Source organism: Candidatus Clostridium helianthi (assembly GCF_045310795.1).
Lineage (GTDB): Bacteria > Bacillota > Clostridia > Clostridiales > Clostridiaceae > Clostridium > Clostridium helianthi.
Genome location: NZ_JBJIAB010000005.1, coordinates 12230 through 30018, shown reverse-complemented (window position 1 = coordinate 30018; position 17789 = coordinate 12230). Strand labels below are relative to the sequence as shown.

The 17789-nt window shown below is 27.5% G+C and carries 21 protein-coding genes; 18 read left to right on the top strand and 3 right to left on the bottom strand.

Going from position 1 to position 17789, the window contains the following annotated elements; all coding sequences use genetic code 11:
• Positions 1 to 32: 32 nt before the first annotated feature.
• Entirely contained in the window at positions 33 to 221 is a 189-nt protein-coding gene (locus tag ACJDTP_RS05710) for a FeoB-associated Cys-rich membrane protein (protein WP_077837579.1), read from the top strand.
• A gap of 150 nt (positions 222 to 371) precedes the next feature.
• The gene (locus ACJDTP_RS05705) at positions 372 to 893 is read left to right on the top strand and encodes a metal-dependent hydrolase (protein WP_171771450.1); all 522 of its coding nucleotides are present in this window, start codon (positions 372 to 374) and stop codon (positions 891 to 893) included.
• Between the two features lie 304 nt (positions 894 to 1197).
• Here ACJDTP_RS05705 and ACJDTP_RS05700 read toward each other — a convergent pair whose 3' ends face one another.
• On the bottom strand, positions 1198 to 2148 hold the full coding sequence (locus ACJDTP_RS05700; protein ID WP_406760800.1) for a DUF1189 domain-containing protein: 951 nt from the start codon (positions 2146 to 2148) through the stop codon (positions 1198 to 1200).
• A 363-nt stretch (positions 2149 to 2511) separates the two neighbouring features.
• On the opposite strand from ACJDTP_RS05700, the gene ACJDTP_RS05695 reads away from it, so the two are divergent.
• From ACJDTP_RS05695 to ACJDTP_RS05655, 9 genes are all read left to right on the top strand, one after another.
• Positions 2512 to 2940, top strand: coding sequence for a 6-pyruvoyl trahydropterin synthase family protein (locus ACJDTP_RS05695; protein WP_271810642.1), 429 nt, complete (start codon positions 2512 to 2514; stop codon positions 2938 to 2940).
• Positions 2941 to 2952: 12 nt separating this feature from the next.
• Positions 2953 to 3621 carry a putative 7-carboxy-7-deazaguanine synthase QueE gene (gene queE, locus ACJDTP_RS05690; RefSeq protein WP_406760730.1) on the top strand — a complete coding sequence of 223 codons (669 nt, stop codon included), beginning with the start codon at positions 2953 to 2955 and terminating at the stop codon, positions 3619 to 3621.
• Positions 3622 to 3710: 89 nt separating this feature from the next.
• Positions 3711 to 4304: a GTP cyclohydrolase I FolE gene (gene folE / locus ACJDTP_RS05685; RefSeq protein ID WP_077837584.1), complete on the top strand. Its 594-nt coding sequence runs from the start codon at positions 3711 to 3713 to the stop codon at positions 4302 to 4304.
• A gap of 71 nt (positions 4305 to 4375) precedes the next feature.
• Entirely contained in the window at positions 4376 to 5035 is a 660-nt protein-coding gene (gene queC, locus ACJDTP_RS05680) for a 7-cyano-7-deazaguanine synthase QueC (RefSeq protein WP_406760729.1), read from the top strand.
• A 44-nt stretch (positions 5036 to 5079) separates the two neighbouring features.
• On the top strand, positions 5080 to 5583 hold the full coding sequence (gene queF / locus ACJDTP_RS05675; RefSeq protein ID WP_041897047.1) for a preQ(1) synthase: 504 nt from the start codon (positions 5080 to 5082) through the stop codon (positions 5581 to 5583).
• Positions 5584 to 5668: 85 nt separating this feature from the next.
• Positions 5669 to 6886, top strand: coding sequence for a BaiN/RdsA family NAD(P)/FAD-dependent oxidoreductase (locus ACJDTP_RS05670; protein WP_078115535.1), 1218 nt, complete (start codon positions 5669 to 5671; stop codon positions 6884 to 6886).
• 91 nt (positions 6887 to 6977) lie between these two features.
• A complete protein-coding gene (gene cmk / locus ACJDTP_RS05665) occupies positions 6978 to 7631 on the top strand; it encodes a (d)CMP kinase (protein ID WP_406760728.1) in 654 nt (217 codons plus the stop codon).
• A 13-nt stretch (positions 7632 to 7644) separates the two neighbouring features.
• Entirely contained in the window at positions 7645 to 9552 is a 1908-nt protein-coding gene (locus ACJDTP_RS05660) for a bifunctional 4-hydroxy-3-methylbut-2-enyl diphosphate reductase/30S ribosomal protein S1 (RefSeq protein ID WP_406760727.1), read from the top strand.
• Positions 9553 to 9776: 224 nt separating this feature from the next.
• Positions 9777 to 10385, top strand: a complete 609-nt coding sequence (locus tag ACJDTP_RS05655) for an NUDIX hydrolase (RefSeq protein WP_406760726.1) — start codon at positions 9777 to 9779, stop codon at positions 10383 to 10385.
• A gap of 156 nt (positions 10386 to 10541) precedes the next feature.
• Here the strand turns inward: ACJDTP_RS05655 and ACJDTP_RS05650 are convergent, their stop codons facing one another.
• Positions 10542 to 11834 carry an NCS2 family permease gene (locus ACJDTP_RS05650; RefSeq protein WP_077837591.1) on the bottom strand — a complete coding sequence of 431 codons (1293 nt, stop codon included), beginning with the start codon at positions 11832 to 11834 and terminating at the stop codon, positions 10542 to 10544.
• A gap of 300 nt (positions 11835 to 12134) precedes the next feature.
• Here ACJDTP_RS05650 and ACJDTP_RS05645 point away from each other — a divergent pair, with 300 nt between their 5' ends.
• Complete coding sequence (locus tag ACJDTP_RS05645; RefSeq protein WP_406760725.1) at positions 12135 to 13454, top strand: ATP-binding protein; 1320 nt, start codon at positions 12135 to 12137, stop codon at positions 13452 to 13454.
• Between the two features lie 109 nt (positions 13455 to 13563).
• Here ACJDTP_RS05645 and ACJDTP_RS05640 read toward each other — a convergent pair whose 3' ends face one another.
• Complete coding sequence (locus ACJDTP_RS05640; protein WP_406760724.1) at positions 13564 to 14079, bottom strand: ferritin; 516 nt, start codon at positions 14077 to 14079, stop codon at positions 13564 to 13566.
• Between the two features lie 223 nt (positions 14080 to 14302).
• Here ACJDTP_RS05640 and ACJDTP_RS05635 point away from each other — a divergent pair, with 223 nt between their 5' ends.
• The 6 genes from ACJDTP_RS05635 to ACJDTP_RS05610 all read left to right on the top strand — a co-directional run bounded on the left by ACJDTP_RS05635 (position 14303) and on the right by ACJDTP_RS05610 (position 17704).
• Positions 14303 to 14446: a hypothetical protein gene (locus tag ACJDTP_RS05635; protein ID WP_171771456.1), complete on the top strand. Its 144-nt coding sequence runs from the start codon at positions 14303 to 14305 to the stop codon at positions 14444 to 14446.
• A 264-nt stretch (positions 14447 to 14710) separates the two neighbouring features.
• Positions 14711 to 15349, top strand: a complete 639-nt coding sequence (locus ACJDTP_RS05630; protein ID WP_406760723.1) for a pentapeptide repeat-containing protein — start codon at positions 14711 to 14713, stop codon at positions 15347 to 15349.
• A gap of 191 nt (positions 15350 to 15540) precedes the next feature.
• Positions 15541 to 16032: a hypothetical protein gene (locus ACJDTP_RS05625; protein ID WP_077842990.1), complete on the top strand. Its 492-nt coding sequence runs from the start codon at positions 15541 to 15543 to the stop codon at positions 16030 to 16032.
• Positions 16033 to 16102: 70 nt separating this feature from the next.
• Positions 16103 to 16324: a hypothetical protein gene (locus ACJDTP_RS05620; RefSeq protein WP_406760722.1), complete on the top strand. Its 222-nt coding sequence runs from the start codon at positions 16103 to 16105 to the stop codon at positions 16322 to 16324.
• Positions 16325 to 16372: 48 nt separating this feature from the next.
• Positions 16373 to 16543, top strand: a complete 171-nt coding sequence (locus ACJDTP_RS05615; protein ID WP_406760721.1) for a hypothetical protein — start codon at positions 16373 to 16375, stop codon at positions 16541 to 16543.
• A 291-nt stretch (positions 16544 to 16834) separates the two neighbouring features.
• Positions 16835 to 17704 carry a GNAT family N-acetyltransferase gene (locus ACJDTP_RS05610; protein ID WP_406760720.1) on the top strand — a complete coding sequence of 290 codons (870 nt, stop codon included), beginning with the start codon at positions 16835 to 16837 and terminating at the stop codon, positions 17702 to 17704.
• Positions 17705 to 17789 lie beyond the last annotated feature (85 nt).

The window sequence follows — 17789 nt, the reverse complement described above, 5'->3', positions numbered from 1 at the left end:
TACTTTTATAATAGCAGGTAGGTGAAGCTTAAATGATAGAAATATTAATCACGATTATAATAATTTCTTTTGCTGGATTTATAATCTTTAAATCTTTTAAGAATTCTTCAAAAGGAAAATGCAACTGTGGATGTAAAGGCTGTAAATCTGAGAAAATCTGTTCAGACAAAAGTAATACAGGTATAAAAATTGCTCAAACAAATAAGCCTAATAATCAATAATAAAAAATATTAAATATATAAATTTATCCACTAAAAGCATAGCGTTTTAGTGGATTTTTCTTTATACTATAAAATGATTTATAGTATAATAACAAAATGAAGAAATTTAAACCTAAGATAAAATGAGAAACCGAAAGTAGGAATTAAAAAATGAATTACAAAACACATATGAATGGTGGAATACTAGTAGGATTATATGCGAATTGCCAATTTGCAAATATGCCACTTGTGTCTACAGCAGTATTACTTGGAGGAGCTTTTGTTGGGAGTATATTTCCAGACATAGATCATGGAAATAGTTATATTGGGAAAAAAACTAAAGGTGTATCAAAAGCAATAAATAAATTGGCTGGCCATAGAAAGTTATTTCATGCGCCACTTGTATATTTGTTTTTATATTCGACTGTCATTGGTATGTTTACAGATAAGCTTATGTTAATTGGAATAAAGGGAATATTCTTGGGGATATTTTCTCATTTATTTCTAGATAGCCTAACGATAGGAGGATTGCCGTGGTTTTACCCATTTAGTAAAAAGAGGTTTTCTATTTGTATGATAAAGACTAATAGTAAAATCGAGGATATATTATGCGGAATGCTTATATGTATTAATATAGTAATGTTACTTGATATGCTTCACATAACTTCAATATTTACATTCACACATAGATAAAATATAAAAAAATCGCAGGCGACTGTGGAGCTGAAGATTTTTTTCACGCATCTGCCTTTTCGAACGCATGTGAGAAAAATTTGGCAGGCGAATATGATTTATTTTTTATTCTTGTTATAGTAATTAACCTTAGTAAAATATACTACTATAAAGTTATCCACAGATTTAATTGCATTATAATTTCCTAAAGAATAAAAATATCCTAAAGATTGATTAGCAAATCTTTAGGATATTTTTATAAGGTACATTATGTTGGAAACAATAAATAGCATATTTTAAGCACTTAATAGCATATAATATAATTTTACTTCATAAAATTTAATTCAGATTTATCACTATTTTTAATTTCTCTTATAGCCAAGCTACAATAGATTAATGTAATAATGGAGAATATAAGAAAAAATTCTGGCATTATTATTCCAGCAACATGTATTAAGGCTTCAAGTAAAAGTGGTAAACTCATCGCATAAAAACTTAAAGTACAAGCTCTAGAGTATTTTAGTTTTACTCCCATAAATGAACCTATAGAAACAGCAAATGGACCAAATATTAAGAATCCTAAAATCAAATTAGTAATAAAGGAATTAATAGGATTAACAACAAAAAAAACTATTGGTGTGAGTATTTTAATTATGGAAAGATAGTATCCTGAATTTTCGTTATTAATATTTATACTAGAAAAATCAGAAAAGTTGATAGTGCCAACTGTTCTATAATCTTTTCTAAGATATATGTTATTAGAATCAAGAAACACAGCATCTTTGTAAGAATTTAGAATATTTTTGTCAGTTTTACCTTTAGTATCAATAATAAAAGTATAATAATTTGATTGATCAGTACTTACACTTAGCATTGAGTCATCAATACTAAAAGTTGAGGAATCATTTTCAAGGTTGTCCTGAATACTTATGGCATCAGAGTCAAGTGAATTTACTGTATTTATGTTTCCAATAAAGCTTGATATTAAATAAAATAGAAAATCGCCTTCATGTTTATTGTAAATAGTTTCATCTGAATCAACAGATAATACGCCATTATTAAATTCAAAATTTGGTGCATTATTTGAAAGATCATTTTGTACTACCGATATTTCGCTAGCAATCATATTTATTTCCTTAACATTAGTTATTATTGAAAATAGTAATGTAACAAGAAAAATATATAATATTGACTTTCTAAGCCCTTGTGCTAAGAATTCGCTGTATGCTTCAAAATTAAAGAAACTATAAGCGAATTTATCTTTAAATCCCATCATTTTTTTCAAAAAAAGACCTCCTAAAAGAAAAGATATATAAATTTAACTGATTCTTGATAATTATAACACATTGGATAAAAATACAATAGAAAGTTTGCATAATTAAATGAAATATGTTATCATTACCAATATCAAAAAATTTTATGAAAAATTAAATACGGACAGTTCATTAAGACCATCCTGTCATTAAAAAAAACTAGGCATTTTGATTTTGAATTATTTTAATTTAAGATTAATTTTGTTGCGCTAGTTTTAGATGTTACAAAATTAATCTTTTTTATATTTAAATGGAAAGTTAATTTATGGATAAGCCTTATAAAACTGATTTCGAAAATTTTATAGAAATTATGTGAGGAGAAAAATATGTTTAAAATAAAAAGTGAAGTACAATTTGATATGGCGCACTATTTAAGTGGGTATGAAGGAAAATGTTCTAACATTCATGGTCATAGATACAAATTAATTGCAAAACTAAGATCTGAAAAGTTGCATCAAGATGGTCAGCTTAGAGGCATGGTAGATGATTTCGGAAATTTTAAAAATATATTAAAAGAGATTGCAGAAACTTTTGATCATAAATTAATTATTGAAAATAATGAAGATGGGAAAGCTTTGGTTAAGAAATTCGAAGAACTACAAAATAATTTCGACATTTATTTAGTTGACTATAGACCTACAGCAGAAGAAATGTCTAGAGATATTTTTAATAGATTAAAAGCTAAAGGATTGTCAGTATGTGAAGTAGAATTATTTGAAACTCCTAATAATAGCTGCATTTATACAGAGGACTAATGGAGGGGAATTATGTTTAATATAATTGAAAAATTTTTATCAGTAGATGGGGAAGGTCCTACTTCTGGTGAACTTGCAACATTTATAAGGTTTCAAGGTTGCAACTTAAGATGTTCTTGGTGCGATACAACTTATTCATGGGATAAAGAAAGTACTTCAGAAGTTCTAACTGCCGAAGAAATTTATAAGTATATAAAAGAAAATAAAGTTACTAATGTTACTTTAACAGGTGGAGAACCACTTATTCAAAGAAATATACATGAATTACTAGAACTTTTGAACTCAGATGAGAACCTAAAAGTTCATATAGAAACAAATGGTGCTGTTAACATAGGACCTTTTAAAAATAAATTTATAAAGAATAATATCAGTTATATTGTAGATTTTAAACTTCCTATCAGTAATATGATGGATAGAATGGATTTTAATAATTTAAGCATTGTAGAATCCAATGATGTTTATAAATTCGTGATAGGAAGTAAGGAAGATTTAGAAATGGCATATGAAATAATATGTAAGTACAATTTAACATCAAAATGCTTTGTTTATTTAAGTCCAGTTTCGGGAAATATAGAAATGCAAGAAATTGTTGAATTTATGAAAGATAAAAATTTGAATAGAGTAAGGTTGCAAGTGCAATTACATAAAATTATTTGGGATAAGAATGCACGCGGAGTTTAATAATTGAGTGGTTATTATATATAATATAGACTAGCTTATAGTGAATTTTGTTTTTACAAAAGGTTTAGAAATACAAGGAGGCTTAAGTTATGCCAAAGAAGATAGATACAAAAAAAATAGAGGAATGTATAAGAGAAATTATTGTTGCTTTAGGAGATGATCCTGATAGGGAAGGATTACTTGATACACCTAAAAGGGTATCAAAAATGTATGAAGAGGTTTTTCAAGGAATGACACTTTCAAATAGAGAAATAGCAGAAGCGTTTGGAACCACATTTGAAAATGAAGATTATGATTCAGAAACTCATAATAATATGGTTGTGGTTAAAGATATACCAATTCATAGTTATTGTGAACATCACTTAGCGCTTATGTATAATATGAAAGTTACAGTAGTGTATATGCCAAAAGATAAGATAATTGGTCTTAGTAAAATTTCAAGAATTGCAGATATGGTTGGGCGAAGACTTCAACTTCAAGAACGTATTGGAACAGATATAGCAGAAATAGTTTCTATGGTTACAAAAAGTAGTGATGTTGGTGTACTTATAACTGGAGAGCATGGATGCATGACTTCAAGAGGAATAAAAAAACCTGGAACATTGACTACAACAACTACTTTTACAGGAAAATTTCAAACTAATGATTTACTAAGACAAGAAGCTTTACTAATTATGAGATAAGTAACGAACGAAGAAGCAGTAGTGCTTTGGTATATTTCTATTTAATTAATTTATTTTAGGAGGTTTTGAATATGAGTAATAAAGCAGTTGTTGTATTTAGCGGAGGACAAGATTCTACTACATGTCTATTTTGGGCATTAAAGGAATTTGATGAGGTTATAGCAGTAACTTTTGATTATAATCAAAAACATAGAAAAGAAATAGAATGTGCAACTAGTATAGCAAAGGAATTAGGAATAGAGCATCATATATTAGATATGGGGCTTCTTAATCAATTAGCTCCTAATGCGCTTACAAGAAATGATATAGAAATAAAAGCTGGAGAAAATGGTTCCCTTCCTTCAACATTTGTTGAAGGGCGTAATATGCTATTCTTAACTTTTGCAGGAGTATTGGCCAAAGTAAAAGGCGCAAAACATATAGTAACAGGAGTGTGTGAGACTGATTTTAGTGGATACCCTGATTGTAGGGATATATTCATAAAATCTCTTAATGTAACTTTAAATTTAGCAATGGATTATAATTTTGTAGTTCATACCCCATTAATGTGGATAGATAAAGCCGAAACATGGAAGATGGCGGATGATTTTGGGAAGTTAGAGTATATAAGAGAAAAGACTCTTACTTGCTATAAAGGAATTGTTGGCGACGGTTGTAGAGAATGTCCTGCTTGTAAGCTTAGAAAAAATGGTTTAGATAAGTATTTAGAAAGTAAGAAAAGTAAAAAATAAAATATAAAGTATAAAATATAAAACGAATTTAAGGAGAAAAAATAATGAGTGAAAGTGGAAGAAAATCAAAAGAACTTGAGGGTATAACATTGCTCGGAAATCAAGGAACAAAATATGATTACGGATATACCCCTGAAGTATTAGAGGTCTTTGAAAATAAACACCCAGATAATGATTATTTTGTAAAATTTAATTGTCCTGAATTTACAAGTTTATGTCCAATTACAGGTCAGCCAGATTTTGCAACAATCTATATAAGCTATATACCAAACATAAAAATGGTTGAAAGTAAATCGCTGAAATTATATCTTTTTAGTTTTAGAAATCATGGTGATTTTCATGAAGATTGTATGAATATCATAATGAAAGACTTAATAAAACTTATGGATCCAAAATATATTGAAGTATGGGGAAAATTTACACCAAGAGGAGGTATAAGTATAGACCCTTATTGCAATTATGGAATGAAAGGAACTAAGTTTGAGGAAATGGCTAATTATAGAATGATGAATCATGATATGTATCCTGAGAAAGTAGATAATAGATAATAACCTAATGTATTGCATAAATGATTTGTACTAATTAGCAAAGTAATGACTGCAATACATTTTTATTAAGGAGCTGATATTTAAATTGAGTAAAGTAATTGTTATAGGTGCAGGGCCTGCAGGAATGATGGCTGCTATACAAGCGGCGAAGAAACATGATGTAATATTATTAGATGGTAATGAAAGAATTGGTAAAAAGCTTTTTATTACTGGAAAAGGCAGATGTAATGTTACAAATGCAAAAGATATATCTGAGTTTTTTGAGTATATTCCAGGTAATCCTCATTTTCTTTATAGTTCATTATATAGTTTTACCAATGATGATACAATGAATTTTTTTGAGAACGAAGGAATTAAATTAAAAGTTGAAAGAGGAGACAGGGTTTTCCCAGAATCCGATAAGTCATCAGATATAATAAGAGGATTATCAAATGCTTTAAGTAGAACTAATGTAAAAATAAGATTGAAATCAAAGGTTACTAATATAGAATTTAAAAGTAATAGAATAACAGCAGTAGAAATTAATAATGAAGAACGATTGTCTGGAGATCATTTTATTTTTGCAACAGGTGGTGCATCGTATCCACTTACTGGTTCAAGAGGGGAAGGACAAAAATTTGCAAGTATGCTTGGTCATAATGTTACTCAACTAATGCCAGCTCTTGTTCCAATAGAAGTTGTTGATTCCAAAACAAAAGAATTGATGGGCTTGTCATTAAAAAATGTAGAAGTTATGATTAAAGAAAATGGCAAGAAAGTAGTTTATAAGAATTTTGGTGAAATGTTATTTACTCATTTTGGAGTTTCAGGACCTCTTATATTAAGTGGAAGTAGATTTATAGAAAAAGGAAAAAGATATACTTTGCATATAGATTTAAAACCTGCATTAAATTTAGGAGAATTAGATAAACGTATCCAAAAGGATTTTAATAAATATTTAAATAAAGATTTTAAAAATTCTTTAGATGAGTTATTACCACAAAAATTAATTCCTGTAATTATAAATAATTCAGGAATATTCGAAAATAAAAAAGTAAATGAAATAACAAGAGAGGAAAGAAAGACTTTAGTAAAGACTATCAAGGATTTAAGTTTTGATATTAAAGGATTAAGACCTATAGATGAAGCGATTGTAACTTCAGGAGGGGTAGATATAAAAGAAATTGATCCGTCTACCATGAAGTCTAAAATAATAGAAAATCTTTCGTTCGCGGGAGAAGTTATGGATGTAGATGCTTTTACAGGTGGTTATAATGTACAAATAGCTTTTTCTACAGGATTTATAGCAGGAAGTAATATTTGATAAAAAAATATTTCCTTGTTTGGAAAGGTAAAAAATTATATAATCTTAATGAAGGCATAAATTTATAGGATTTGGAAATGAGGAGAAAGTTTTGAAAATTTCAGTAGCAATAGATGGACCGGCTGGAGCAGGGAAAAGCACTATAGCAAAATTGGTTTCTAAGAGGTTTGATCTTATGTATATAAATACAGGAGCAATGTATAGAGCTGTGGCGCTAAAAGCACAAGAACAAAACTTGCAACCAGAAAATGTTCAAGAAATTTGTAATATAATAAAAACTATGGAAATGCATTTTGAAAATGATGATTTGATTTTAAATGGTGAAAATATACAGGATAAAATAACTACTCCAAACATAAGTAGTATTGTATCTGGATATGCTAGTATTTCGGAAGTTAGAGCTATTCTTGTAAAACTTCAAAGAGAAATGTCAAGCAAATTTAGTGTAATAATGGATGGAAGAGATATTGGGACCGTTGTTCTAAAAGATGCAAATTTTAAGTTTTTCTTAACCGCTAGTCCAGAACAAAGAGCAACTAGGCGATTTAAAGAATTGCAAGAAAGAAATATAGAGTGTTCTTATGATCAAATACTAAAAGATATAATAGATAGAGATTATAAGGATACTCATAGGGCTACAGATCCACTGAAAAAAGCAGATGATGCAATTGAGATTGATTCTACTAATTTAGATATTGATGGTGTTGTTAATGTAATTGCAGAGTACATAGGAAAAGGAAAATAACAAGGAGATAGTAATGAGTAAAGTTATTCTAGCAAAAAATTCAGGTTTTTGCTTTGGGGTTCAAAGAGCTGTAAATGAAGCTATACGAATTCAAAAAGAACATAATTCAAAAATCTATACTTTAGGACCTTTAATACATAATAATGATGTAGTAAAATATTTAGAAGAAAATAATATATTTTCTATAGAATTTGAAGAAATAGATAAATTAAATAAAGGGGATATTATTGTTATAAGATCTCATGGTGTATCTGAAGCCGTTTTAGATGCACTTGAACAAAAGGAACTAAAAGTCGTAAATGCGACTTGTCCTTTTGTTGCTAATATTCAAAAAAAAGTTAAGAAATATTCAAAAGAAGGATATCATATAGTAATATTAGGAGATAGAAATCATCCAGAAGTCATTGGAATTAATGGATGGTGTGATGATAAAGCAATTATCACTAAAGATGGTACTTTTGATGAAGAAAATATGCCTCATAAGGTATGTGTTGTATCTCAAACAACTGAAAAGATGAAGAATTGGGAAGAAACACTAAAAAACTTAAGTTATGCAAGAGAAATATTGGCTTTTAACACAATTTGTGCAGCTACTGATGTTAGACAAAGAAGTACGAATAAAATATCCCAAAAAACAGATGCTATGATAGTTATTGGTGGAAAAAATAGTTCGAATACTACAAAGTTATATCAAATTGCTAAAGAAAATTGTGAAAATACAATCCATATTGAAAATGCAAAAGATCTACCAATAAGTTTTATAAAAAATAATAATATAAACAAAATAGGAGTTACAGCTGGTGCATCAACACCAGATTGGATTATTAGGGAGGTACTAGATATTATGAACACAGAAAATAATAATTTTGAAGATCAATTATCATTAATGAACGAATTAGACAAAAGATTTGTTATTGGCGATGAGGTACAAGGAGAAATACTTTCAAAGACTAGAGATTCAGTTATAGTTTCACTTGTTGGATACAAGTCAGACGGAGTGATTCCATTTACAGAGTTATCTGCAAAAGAAGATCCACTAACATTTGCAGATAAACTTAATATGGGTGATACTATTAATGCAAAAGTTATAAAGCTACAAAATAATGATGGATATGTAGTGTTATCAAGATTAGAATATGAAAGAGAAGAAGCTTTTAAAGAACTTGAAAAAATATATTCAGAAGGAACAACATTTGAAGTTAATGTTAAAGAAGCTAGAGAAAAAGGGATAGTAGCAGATTATAAGGGAGCTAGAATATTTATTCCAGCATCACAAATTGACATAAAGTTTACTAAAGATAAAAGTGAATATGTTGGGAAAAAATTAGAAGTTAAATTGATAGATTTTTCTCTAAAGAATCCTGTAAAATTAGTTGCTTCAAGAAGAGTTTTATTAGAAGAAAGCAAAAATTCTGAAGACGCAAAAGCTTGGGAAAGTTTTAATCTTGGGGATGTTATAAAAGGTGAAGTAAAAAGATTTACAGACTTTGGAGCTTTTGTAGAAGTCAATGGTATAGATGGATTATTACATTTATCACAAATTTCTTGGAATCATATCAAAAAAGTAAGTGATGTATTAAAAGAAGGTCAAATTATTGATGTTAAGATCATTGGCCTTGATAAGGAAGCTAAAAAGCTATCTTTAAGCATTAAAGAACTTGTAGCTAAGCCTTGGGATAATGCTAAAGAAAAATATCCGGAAGGGTCTATTGTACTTGGCAAAGTAGTTAGATTAAATGATTTTGGTGCTTTTGTAGAATTGGAGCCAGGAGTAGATGGGCTAGTTCATATATCAAAGATATCTCATAATAGAATAGAGCACCCTTCTGAAGTTTTAAAAATTGGTGAAGAAATTAAAGCTAAGATATTAAGTGTTGATGAAGAAAATAAAAGAATAAGCTTAAGCATAAAAGATGTATAAAACAAAAAAGTAGAAGGAATATTTTTCTTCTACTTTTTTGTTTTTATGATGGTGATACTAATCTTTATGAAATTACTTTGATTCTAGAAATAGGTAAGATATACGTAGATTTTAATTATATGCATAAGGTGAAGAATTGAAGTATAATATTACTATGCGTAATGATTATTGCATATCTAAAGTTCGTAATGTTTAAATTTTAATTGTTAGGAGGCTATATACTTATGAAACAAAATAAAGTTACTAAAGTAAAATCTTTAGTAGAGACTAAGTTTTTGAGTTTATATGAAGCAGAGTATGAAAATAAAGTTGGAAATATAAGAACATGGACAATAGCATCCAGAAAAAATAATGAAACTATACAAAAACAATTTTTTGAGAATAAACAAGATACAGCAGATGGCGTAATAATTGCAGCATACCATAAAGATGAGAATAAGATTGTTATAATAAGACAATTTAGAATACCACTTAATGATTATGTTTATGAATTACCAGCAGGTCTCATCGATCCAGGAGAAGATTCTATTAGTACAATAAAAAGAGAATTAATGGAAGAGACAGGTCTTGGGCTAGTTGAAGTTATCAATGATAAGAGTCTTGATAAGGTGTATGTTTCTGCAGGAATGACAGATGAATCGTTAGCTATGGTTTATTGTACTTGTGAAGGCGAAATAAGTGATGAACACCTCGAAGACGATGAATGTATTGAGGCGCTTCTAATATCTCAAGATGAAGCTAAAGAGCTTATACAGAGTAAGGAGAAATTTGACATTAAATGTTTTTTGCTTCTTCAAAGTTTTGCATTGCTAGGAGAAAGAGTATTTCAATAATAAAAAACTGGTATACACAAAAAAGTGTTTACCAGTTTTTTATTATATGAATTCATAGATAATAAATTTACGATTAAAACTCTAACAAACAGAGTCTTTAATTAAGTTTAGAGTGTAGAAAATTAATTTGAATATATAGAGTCATATATTTTCATATTATTTAATTACTGAATTTAAACCGAAATATACTAAGAAAACAAATGATGTAAAATACATCAGAATGGATACTTCTTTACCTTTTTTATAACACAGCTTGCAAATAGGATATAATATAAATCCTAAAGCTATACCGTCAACGATGCTATATGTTAATGGTATTAATATTATTATCATAAAACTAGGAAATAGTTCGCTTAAATCATTAAAGTTTAAATTTTTCAAGTTCTGACTCATTAAACAGCCTATTATAATTAAAATAGGAGCTAAGGCTACATCTGGTATGATAGAAATAAACGGTATAAAAAAAATCGATAGAAGAAATAGTATACCAGAAATTAATGAAACTAAACCTGTTCGTCCTCCAGCTGTTATTCCTGCAGTTCCTTCAACTGTTGATACAGAAGGGCTTGAACCGAAAAGCGCGCATCCAATTGTAGATAATGATACTGCTACCATAGCGTTAGAGGTTTTGTCTGATTTTTTTAGTATTCCTGAAACCTGGCTATGGAGTATCCCGATATTCTCAAAAACCAGTACTAAAGTTAATGAAAATGTTCCAACCCAAAATTTCAGTGTATTTATTCCACTAAAATCTAATTTGAAAAGTATATTACTATATTCATTAAAATTTGGCATAGTATAACTTATGCCTTGTGTATCAACGATACCAAGCTTTACGCAAAATATAGTTCCGACTATAATTGAAATTAAAAAGCTTCCAGGTACATTTTTAAGGAATAAAATTAATGTTAGAATCATTATAAATATAAAAGCTAGTACTTGAATACTTGTAATGTCTCCAAGTTTTAACATAGTAGAAGAATCAGATACTATAATTTTAGATTTTTGAAATCCAACAAAAGTTATAAATAAACCAATTCCTACTGTAATAGCTTCTTTTAAATTTTGAGGAATAGCTTCAATAATAAACTTGGATAATGGGGTTGTTGCTATAAGTACAAATATTAATCCTGAGACAAAAACTGAAGCTAATGCTTGGCAATAATTTAAGCCTAGAGTATGAACTATTGTATATGTGAATAATGCATTAATTCCCATACCAGGCATAATTATAAGTGGAGTATTACTTATTAAAGCAATTAACAAGCAACCTACAGCTGATGATATGGCTGTAGCAATGATTAGAGGCTCCATAGAAATGCCACCATCACTTAATATACTGGCATTGACGATAATGATGTAAACTGCAGCAACAAAAGAAGTCAGCGCTGCTATAGTTTCGCTTTTAATTGTAACATTGTTTTCTTTTAATTTAAAAAATCTTTCCATCCTTTCAACCTATCTTTCATAACTCCCTCGCCCTCCCACGCTAAAATGCGCATATTAATTATAACATCATTATCATTTATGTCAACTTTTATATATAGCTTGAAATCTTATACAATTCATTTATACTACATAGTATTGCATGAGAATAAGAAAATAATGGTTAATCACAAATTTTGAAGAGTATATTTATAATTGATCCTTACGTATACACATTGTGATTTAAATAAGAAAAGAATAGTAAAACAACACTAAGAGTAGTAATATATTACTATACGTATTTTATAAAGGGGGCATACAAGTATGTATACAGAATTTGAACAAATAAACAAAGCAAACATAATGATAAATTCATTATGTATTTTTAAGAATCTAAAAGATGACAGTGTTTTATTAAAATATAAGACATTACTAAAGTACCTTAATAGCAAGGATATATCAGTGGAAGAGGGCATTGAATTATATACTGATTTTATTTATGAACTATTAAACAAAGCTGATGGAAAATCATTAAAAAGGTATATAATTGATATGATTTTTCTCGATAATAATCCATTTACTAAAATGATTGACGAACAAAATTCATGTGATAAACTTTTTAATCAAGTGCATTATGAGTTAAATGCTTTGCAGTACATATCTAGTATAGAATCTTCTGCGATTAAAGATGCTATAATTATTAAAGGAAATGTTAAAGAGTTTGAAATAGGTATAGTTAAGTCGCTTATGGATTTTGATTCTGACTTGGAATGTAATATTTCAAGCAAAGCTATTGATAAGTTAAAGGTAAATATATTAGATTGTGATAATTGGGGAGATGCATTAGAGATCATTGTAGAATTTTACAAGCAATATGGGACTGGCATATTTGGGGAGTATAGAGCGTTTGTATGGGAACACGAAGATGGAGCACCTTATCTTAGAGGTATTGAATCACCAGATCCAGTTAGGCTAGAAAACTTAGTAGGGTATGAATATCAAAAAGAGATTATAATAGATAATACAAAACAGTTTTTAAATGGATATCAAGCGAATAATATGCTACTATATGGATCAAGAGGAACTGGTAAATCTTCAACTGTAAAAGCTATTATAAATGAGTATTATGATGATGGTTTAAGGCTTATTGAAGTTGATAAAAATAAATTATGCGATTTTACGAAGATAATTAGGATACTTAAAAGTAAGAATTTAAAATTTATAATTTTTGTTGATGATTTAGTATTTGAAGAAGGGGAATCTAGTTATTCGGCTTTAAAGACAATATTAGAAGGTGGAGTAGAGAATAGATCAAACAATATTCTAATTTATGCAACAACCAATCGAAAACACCTAGTAAAAGAAACATTTAGCGAAAGATCTGGTGATGATGTGCACGCTAATGATACAATTGAAGAAAAACTTTCTCTAGCAGATAGATTTGGTATGACTGTATCGTTCTATTCGCCTGATCAGAAAGAATTCTTAAAGATAATAGATGGAATAGCAGAAGCAAGAGGGATTAAAGTTGAGAAGGGATATTTGCATGCAGAAGCATTGAAATGGGTAAGATGGTATAATGCTCGTTCTCCACGAACAGCAATTCAATTTATAAATTGGCTAGAGGGCACATTAAATCAGTAAGTTTATATTAAAAGTTTGTAATATGTTTTTGAATATTCTATAACTTTTTAGCTAATAAAGTGATAAGAGCTAGTAAAGAATTCTTTACTAGCTCTGTTTTTATAATAATTTAAGCATTAGTTGTTGTAGGAGGCGTATATACTCTTGTAGCAAGTTCGTCGTCTAACATATACAATGCTGCAGAGTTATTTTCGCATCTCCTAATCTTTTTAATTATAGTGTTAAATGTATTTTCTTCTTCAACTTGCTCATTAATAAACCAATTAAGTAAACTAATTGTTGCATGTTCTTTTTCCTCAGTAGCTATATCTGCAATTTTATATAGCCTGCTAGTTACCATTTGCTCATGTTCATAACCTGCCTCAAAGACATTTAGAATATTGTCAAAATCAGAATGTGGTTTTTCAATTTGCTCTAAAGTTACAGTTCCATTTTTTTGAAATATGTAGTCATAGAATTTCATTGCATGAAATAATTCCTCCTGAGATTGAACTTTAAAAAAATTTGCAAACCCACTTAGATCAATAGATTCACAGTAAGAAGCCATTGATAAATAAGTATAGGCCGAATAAATTTCAAAATTAACTTGTTCATTTAGTTTTGTAATCAGTTTTTCACTTAACATACTAATACCTCCCATAAATAAAAACATTATAATTAACACAATTAAAAAAAATCCAGAAAAACTATACCCTATAGCATAAAAGTTTAACTTTATATTCTGAAATTTTTAACTATATATTAATATATTACATCATATAACATAATTTATCAAATAATATTTGTTGTTATATTACATAAGTATTATTGCAAAACTAATAATATAAATAAGAGAGGAGATGATATAAATGACATATAATAAAAAGGAAAAAACAATACAAAAAACTGGTGATATGTCGCAATCTAAAGTTAAATCTTTTGTAGAGAGAGAGGAGCCAACAAATAAAGTGGTATCTAGAGGTAGAGATATCACAATTAATCAAAAATATTAAAATTCAATATATCTCAAAATATTAAGTAAAGTTAAGATTAATTTATTAGAGTTATGTCATATTAAAGTTACTTGCTTACGTTTTGAGATAGAAATTTTCTTATTATAAAGATTTATCTAGTTTTATATGATAAAATTAGATAAATCTAGAAAGAATTAAGGAGGACAAGTTATAAAAGAAAGATATCATTATTTTTAATATATAAATACAATGTTATTGTAAACTACTAAAAATATTTATTTGTAATATGGAAGGATAGATAAAATGTCGATAAACAGAAGTGCACCAGAAAATTTTTATTATGATAATGCGGAGAAGACCAATAAAAATTTTATTTATAAAAATCTTAAGAGAAGTAAATGTTATAATTGCAACTTTTCAAATTCAAATTTCTATTTTGCCAGCTTAAGAGGCGCTCATTTTAAGAAATGTAACTTTTTTAGATGTAGTTTTAAAGGAGCAGAGTTTATAGGATCAAATTTAAAGGGGTGTAAGTTTAGGGAGGCTAAATTTGAAGACACGGTATTTGAAGGAGCAAATTTAGATGGAGTGAATTTTGAAGATGCTAAATTCAAAAATACCATATTTGTAAACTGCGATATAACTAAGGCTAAGAATATAAGTGAAAATAATAAGAATATCAGAATTTTTGATACAATGCCAGAAGTTGAAATAAGCGATGAATTAGAAAAGTTGATTTCAAATGTGATGGAAAATGAATTTATAAAAAAATCAAGGGTTTTTGATACTAAAGATGGAAAAATAAATACGTTATCTTTATTAATTCTAAAAGAAAAATTTGATGAACCAACGCTTTTAGAAGGTCTACATTATATTAGATACGAGATTGATAGAGATTTTTATACATTAAGTTATGTTATTAGGCTTATAGAAAATATGTAATTATAAGAAGAGGAGTATTTCGTTTTAAATGAAAGCTCCTTTTTTGAATTCTTAAAAAATAATTTAATAATAATAGATACGCGAAAATACTTTTTTTATGAACCTATTATTTTGCAATTAATATATATTTATTGAATATCTATATAGTAATAAAAAATGATAATGTTATTATTTTTGAAGGAAGAATATAGATGGAAAAAAATAATTTAATTAAACTTAAATATAATAAATCTTCAAAAAAAGTAAATTCAAATAATTTCAAGATATATACTCCTGAAATGATAGAAAAGTATAAAGATTACCAAAGAAGATTATTAAAAATTAATGAGGATAAAGTCAAGGCAAAGTTCCTATTATATAGAAAAATTTATAATTACTATTCTCAAGAAAATAATCTAGATATTAGCATTGAAAGAATTTATATCAAGTCGAAGTTAGATTCATATACGTTTGGAGGATGTGGAATAGGCGCATCAATTTTGGCGGGATTAACAGCAAGTGGTATTTTTTCTTATATAGATAATTATATAAAAAAACTTAGTCCAACTTTCTTAGGTATATATATTGTATTAATTTTAGTATTTGGACTTAAAATTCTTTCGAATGAAGATAGCAAGGTAGAAATGTATAATATGTTTTTAGAAGTATTAAATAATCTAGAATATGATAAAAATGAAAAATGAGGATAATTAAAATAAGGATAAAAGTCTACATTAGTGCACAATATATTCTTGTAGAAAGGAAGTGTTTATAATGAATAATGAATCAAAATCAAAATCAAACAATCTTCAAAGCTTTTCTAGTACAAGTGGCACTAGTGATTCAGATTTATCTAGCAAAGAAGAACTTAGAGAACAAAAAAGTGCAGGGTGTAATCAATGGGATTCTGTACCACGTACTTATGACAAAGAAGAGTCTACACATAAACATGAAAAAACTGCCACTAATAATCAATGGACATCTACATCTAAGTAAGAACTTACTGTAATAAATACTACTTTAAATAAAGAGGGAGTGGATATTATGAGTGAAGAAAAGAAAAGACGTGAGTCTGACAAAATGAGTGATGGTTATTATGATTATCAAGGTGGATATATTTCTTATGACCCTGAAGTTTTAACAGAGCACTATACTGTAAAAGGATTTGAAGGTAAAATAAAAGATAAACAATTATCAGATAGTAAATGGTGTTAATGAATAAAAATATAAATTAAGTATATATATTAATATAAAATACTTAAAGTTTCCTTCATATAGATTAGCTATTGCCTATATGAAGGAAATGATTTTTATCAATCATACTATTAACAATAAACTACGATATTATATTTTTAACTATTTAAACTTTTAAATTGAAAATATCCTAATATATATTTATTTATATATTATTCTATATATTAACACATTGTTTAAGTCTATCAAAAGTTGACTATAATTTTTGTAAGATTTATAATTTATTTATTAAAGGGGAAATGAGGAATTTTTATGGTTTTTTTAGAAAAATTATCTTTATTCAATATGAATCATTTCAGGAGATTATATAATAGGAGTGAAGATGCATATTCGTGCGATAAAAGCTTTTTTGAAATTTATGATGATGAATCTTTTATAGTAAAATATATAATTCGTAAACAAATTAGACTTTTTAGAGTTAATAGTAAATATGTGGGATATATATGGTACGAATATCCTTCGTATAATGGTTTTAGTAATATATATTCTATATATTTGAAGGATGAATATATACATTTAATTAATTCTAAAATCTTATCATTTTTTAATGCTAGTGCTTTCAGATTTGATATGTTAGCAAACTCAAAGGCTTCTTTTATAATGAAAAAATTAAATTTTGATGTTAATTCTAATAATATTTTAATGAAGATAAGGACAAGCAATATTAAAAATAATTTTTATGAAAATAGAGTATTTTTTAAACACTTTAAAGAAGGACAAGATGAAGAATTAAGATGTAGAATTCAAAATTCGGTTTTTAATGAAAAAAATAGAGTTCCTTTAACAGTTGATGATATATATAGGGAAGAGGATGAAGATTATTATATAAAAGATTTTGGTGTTTTTATATGCAACAATAATGGACAAGTTGTCGGATATGGTCAAATTATTTTCAATAGAGGATTTTATACTATTGTTAATTTAGGAATATTAGAAGAATACAGAAAACATGGGTATGGAGAGTTATTGGTTAGATATCTTATAGATTTATGTTATAGGAATTCTATAAAAACTGTTTATATAAGAGTGGAAAAGAATAATTTAAAAGCCTTATCTTTGTACACTAAAATTGGATTTAGGGAATATCAATCTTTTATTAGTTGGTATAAAAAAATTAATTAATTAGCGTTAGGAGTTGTCTATGAGTATAACTCCTTTAATTATGCATAATTATAGTCTTTTATTTAGAATTATTATTTGTTATAAT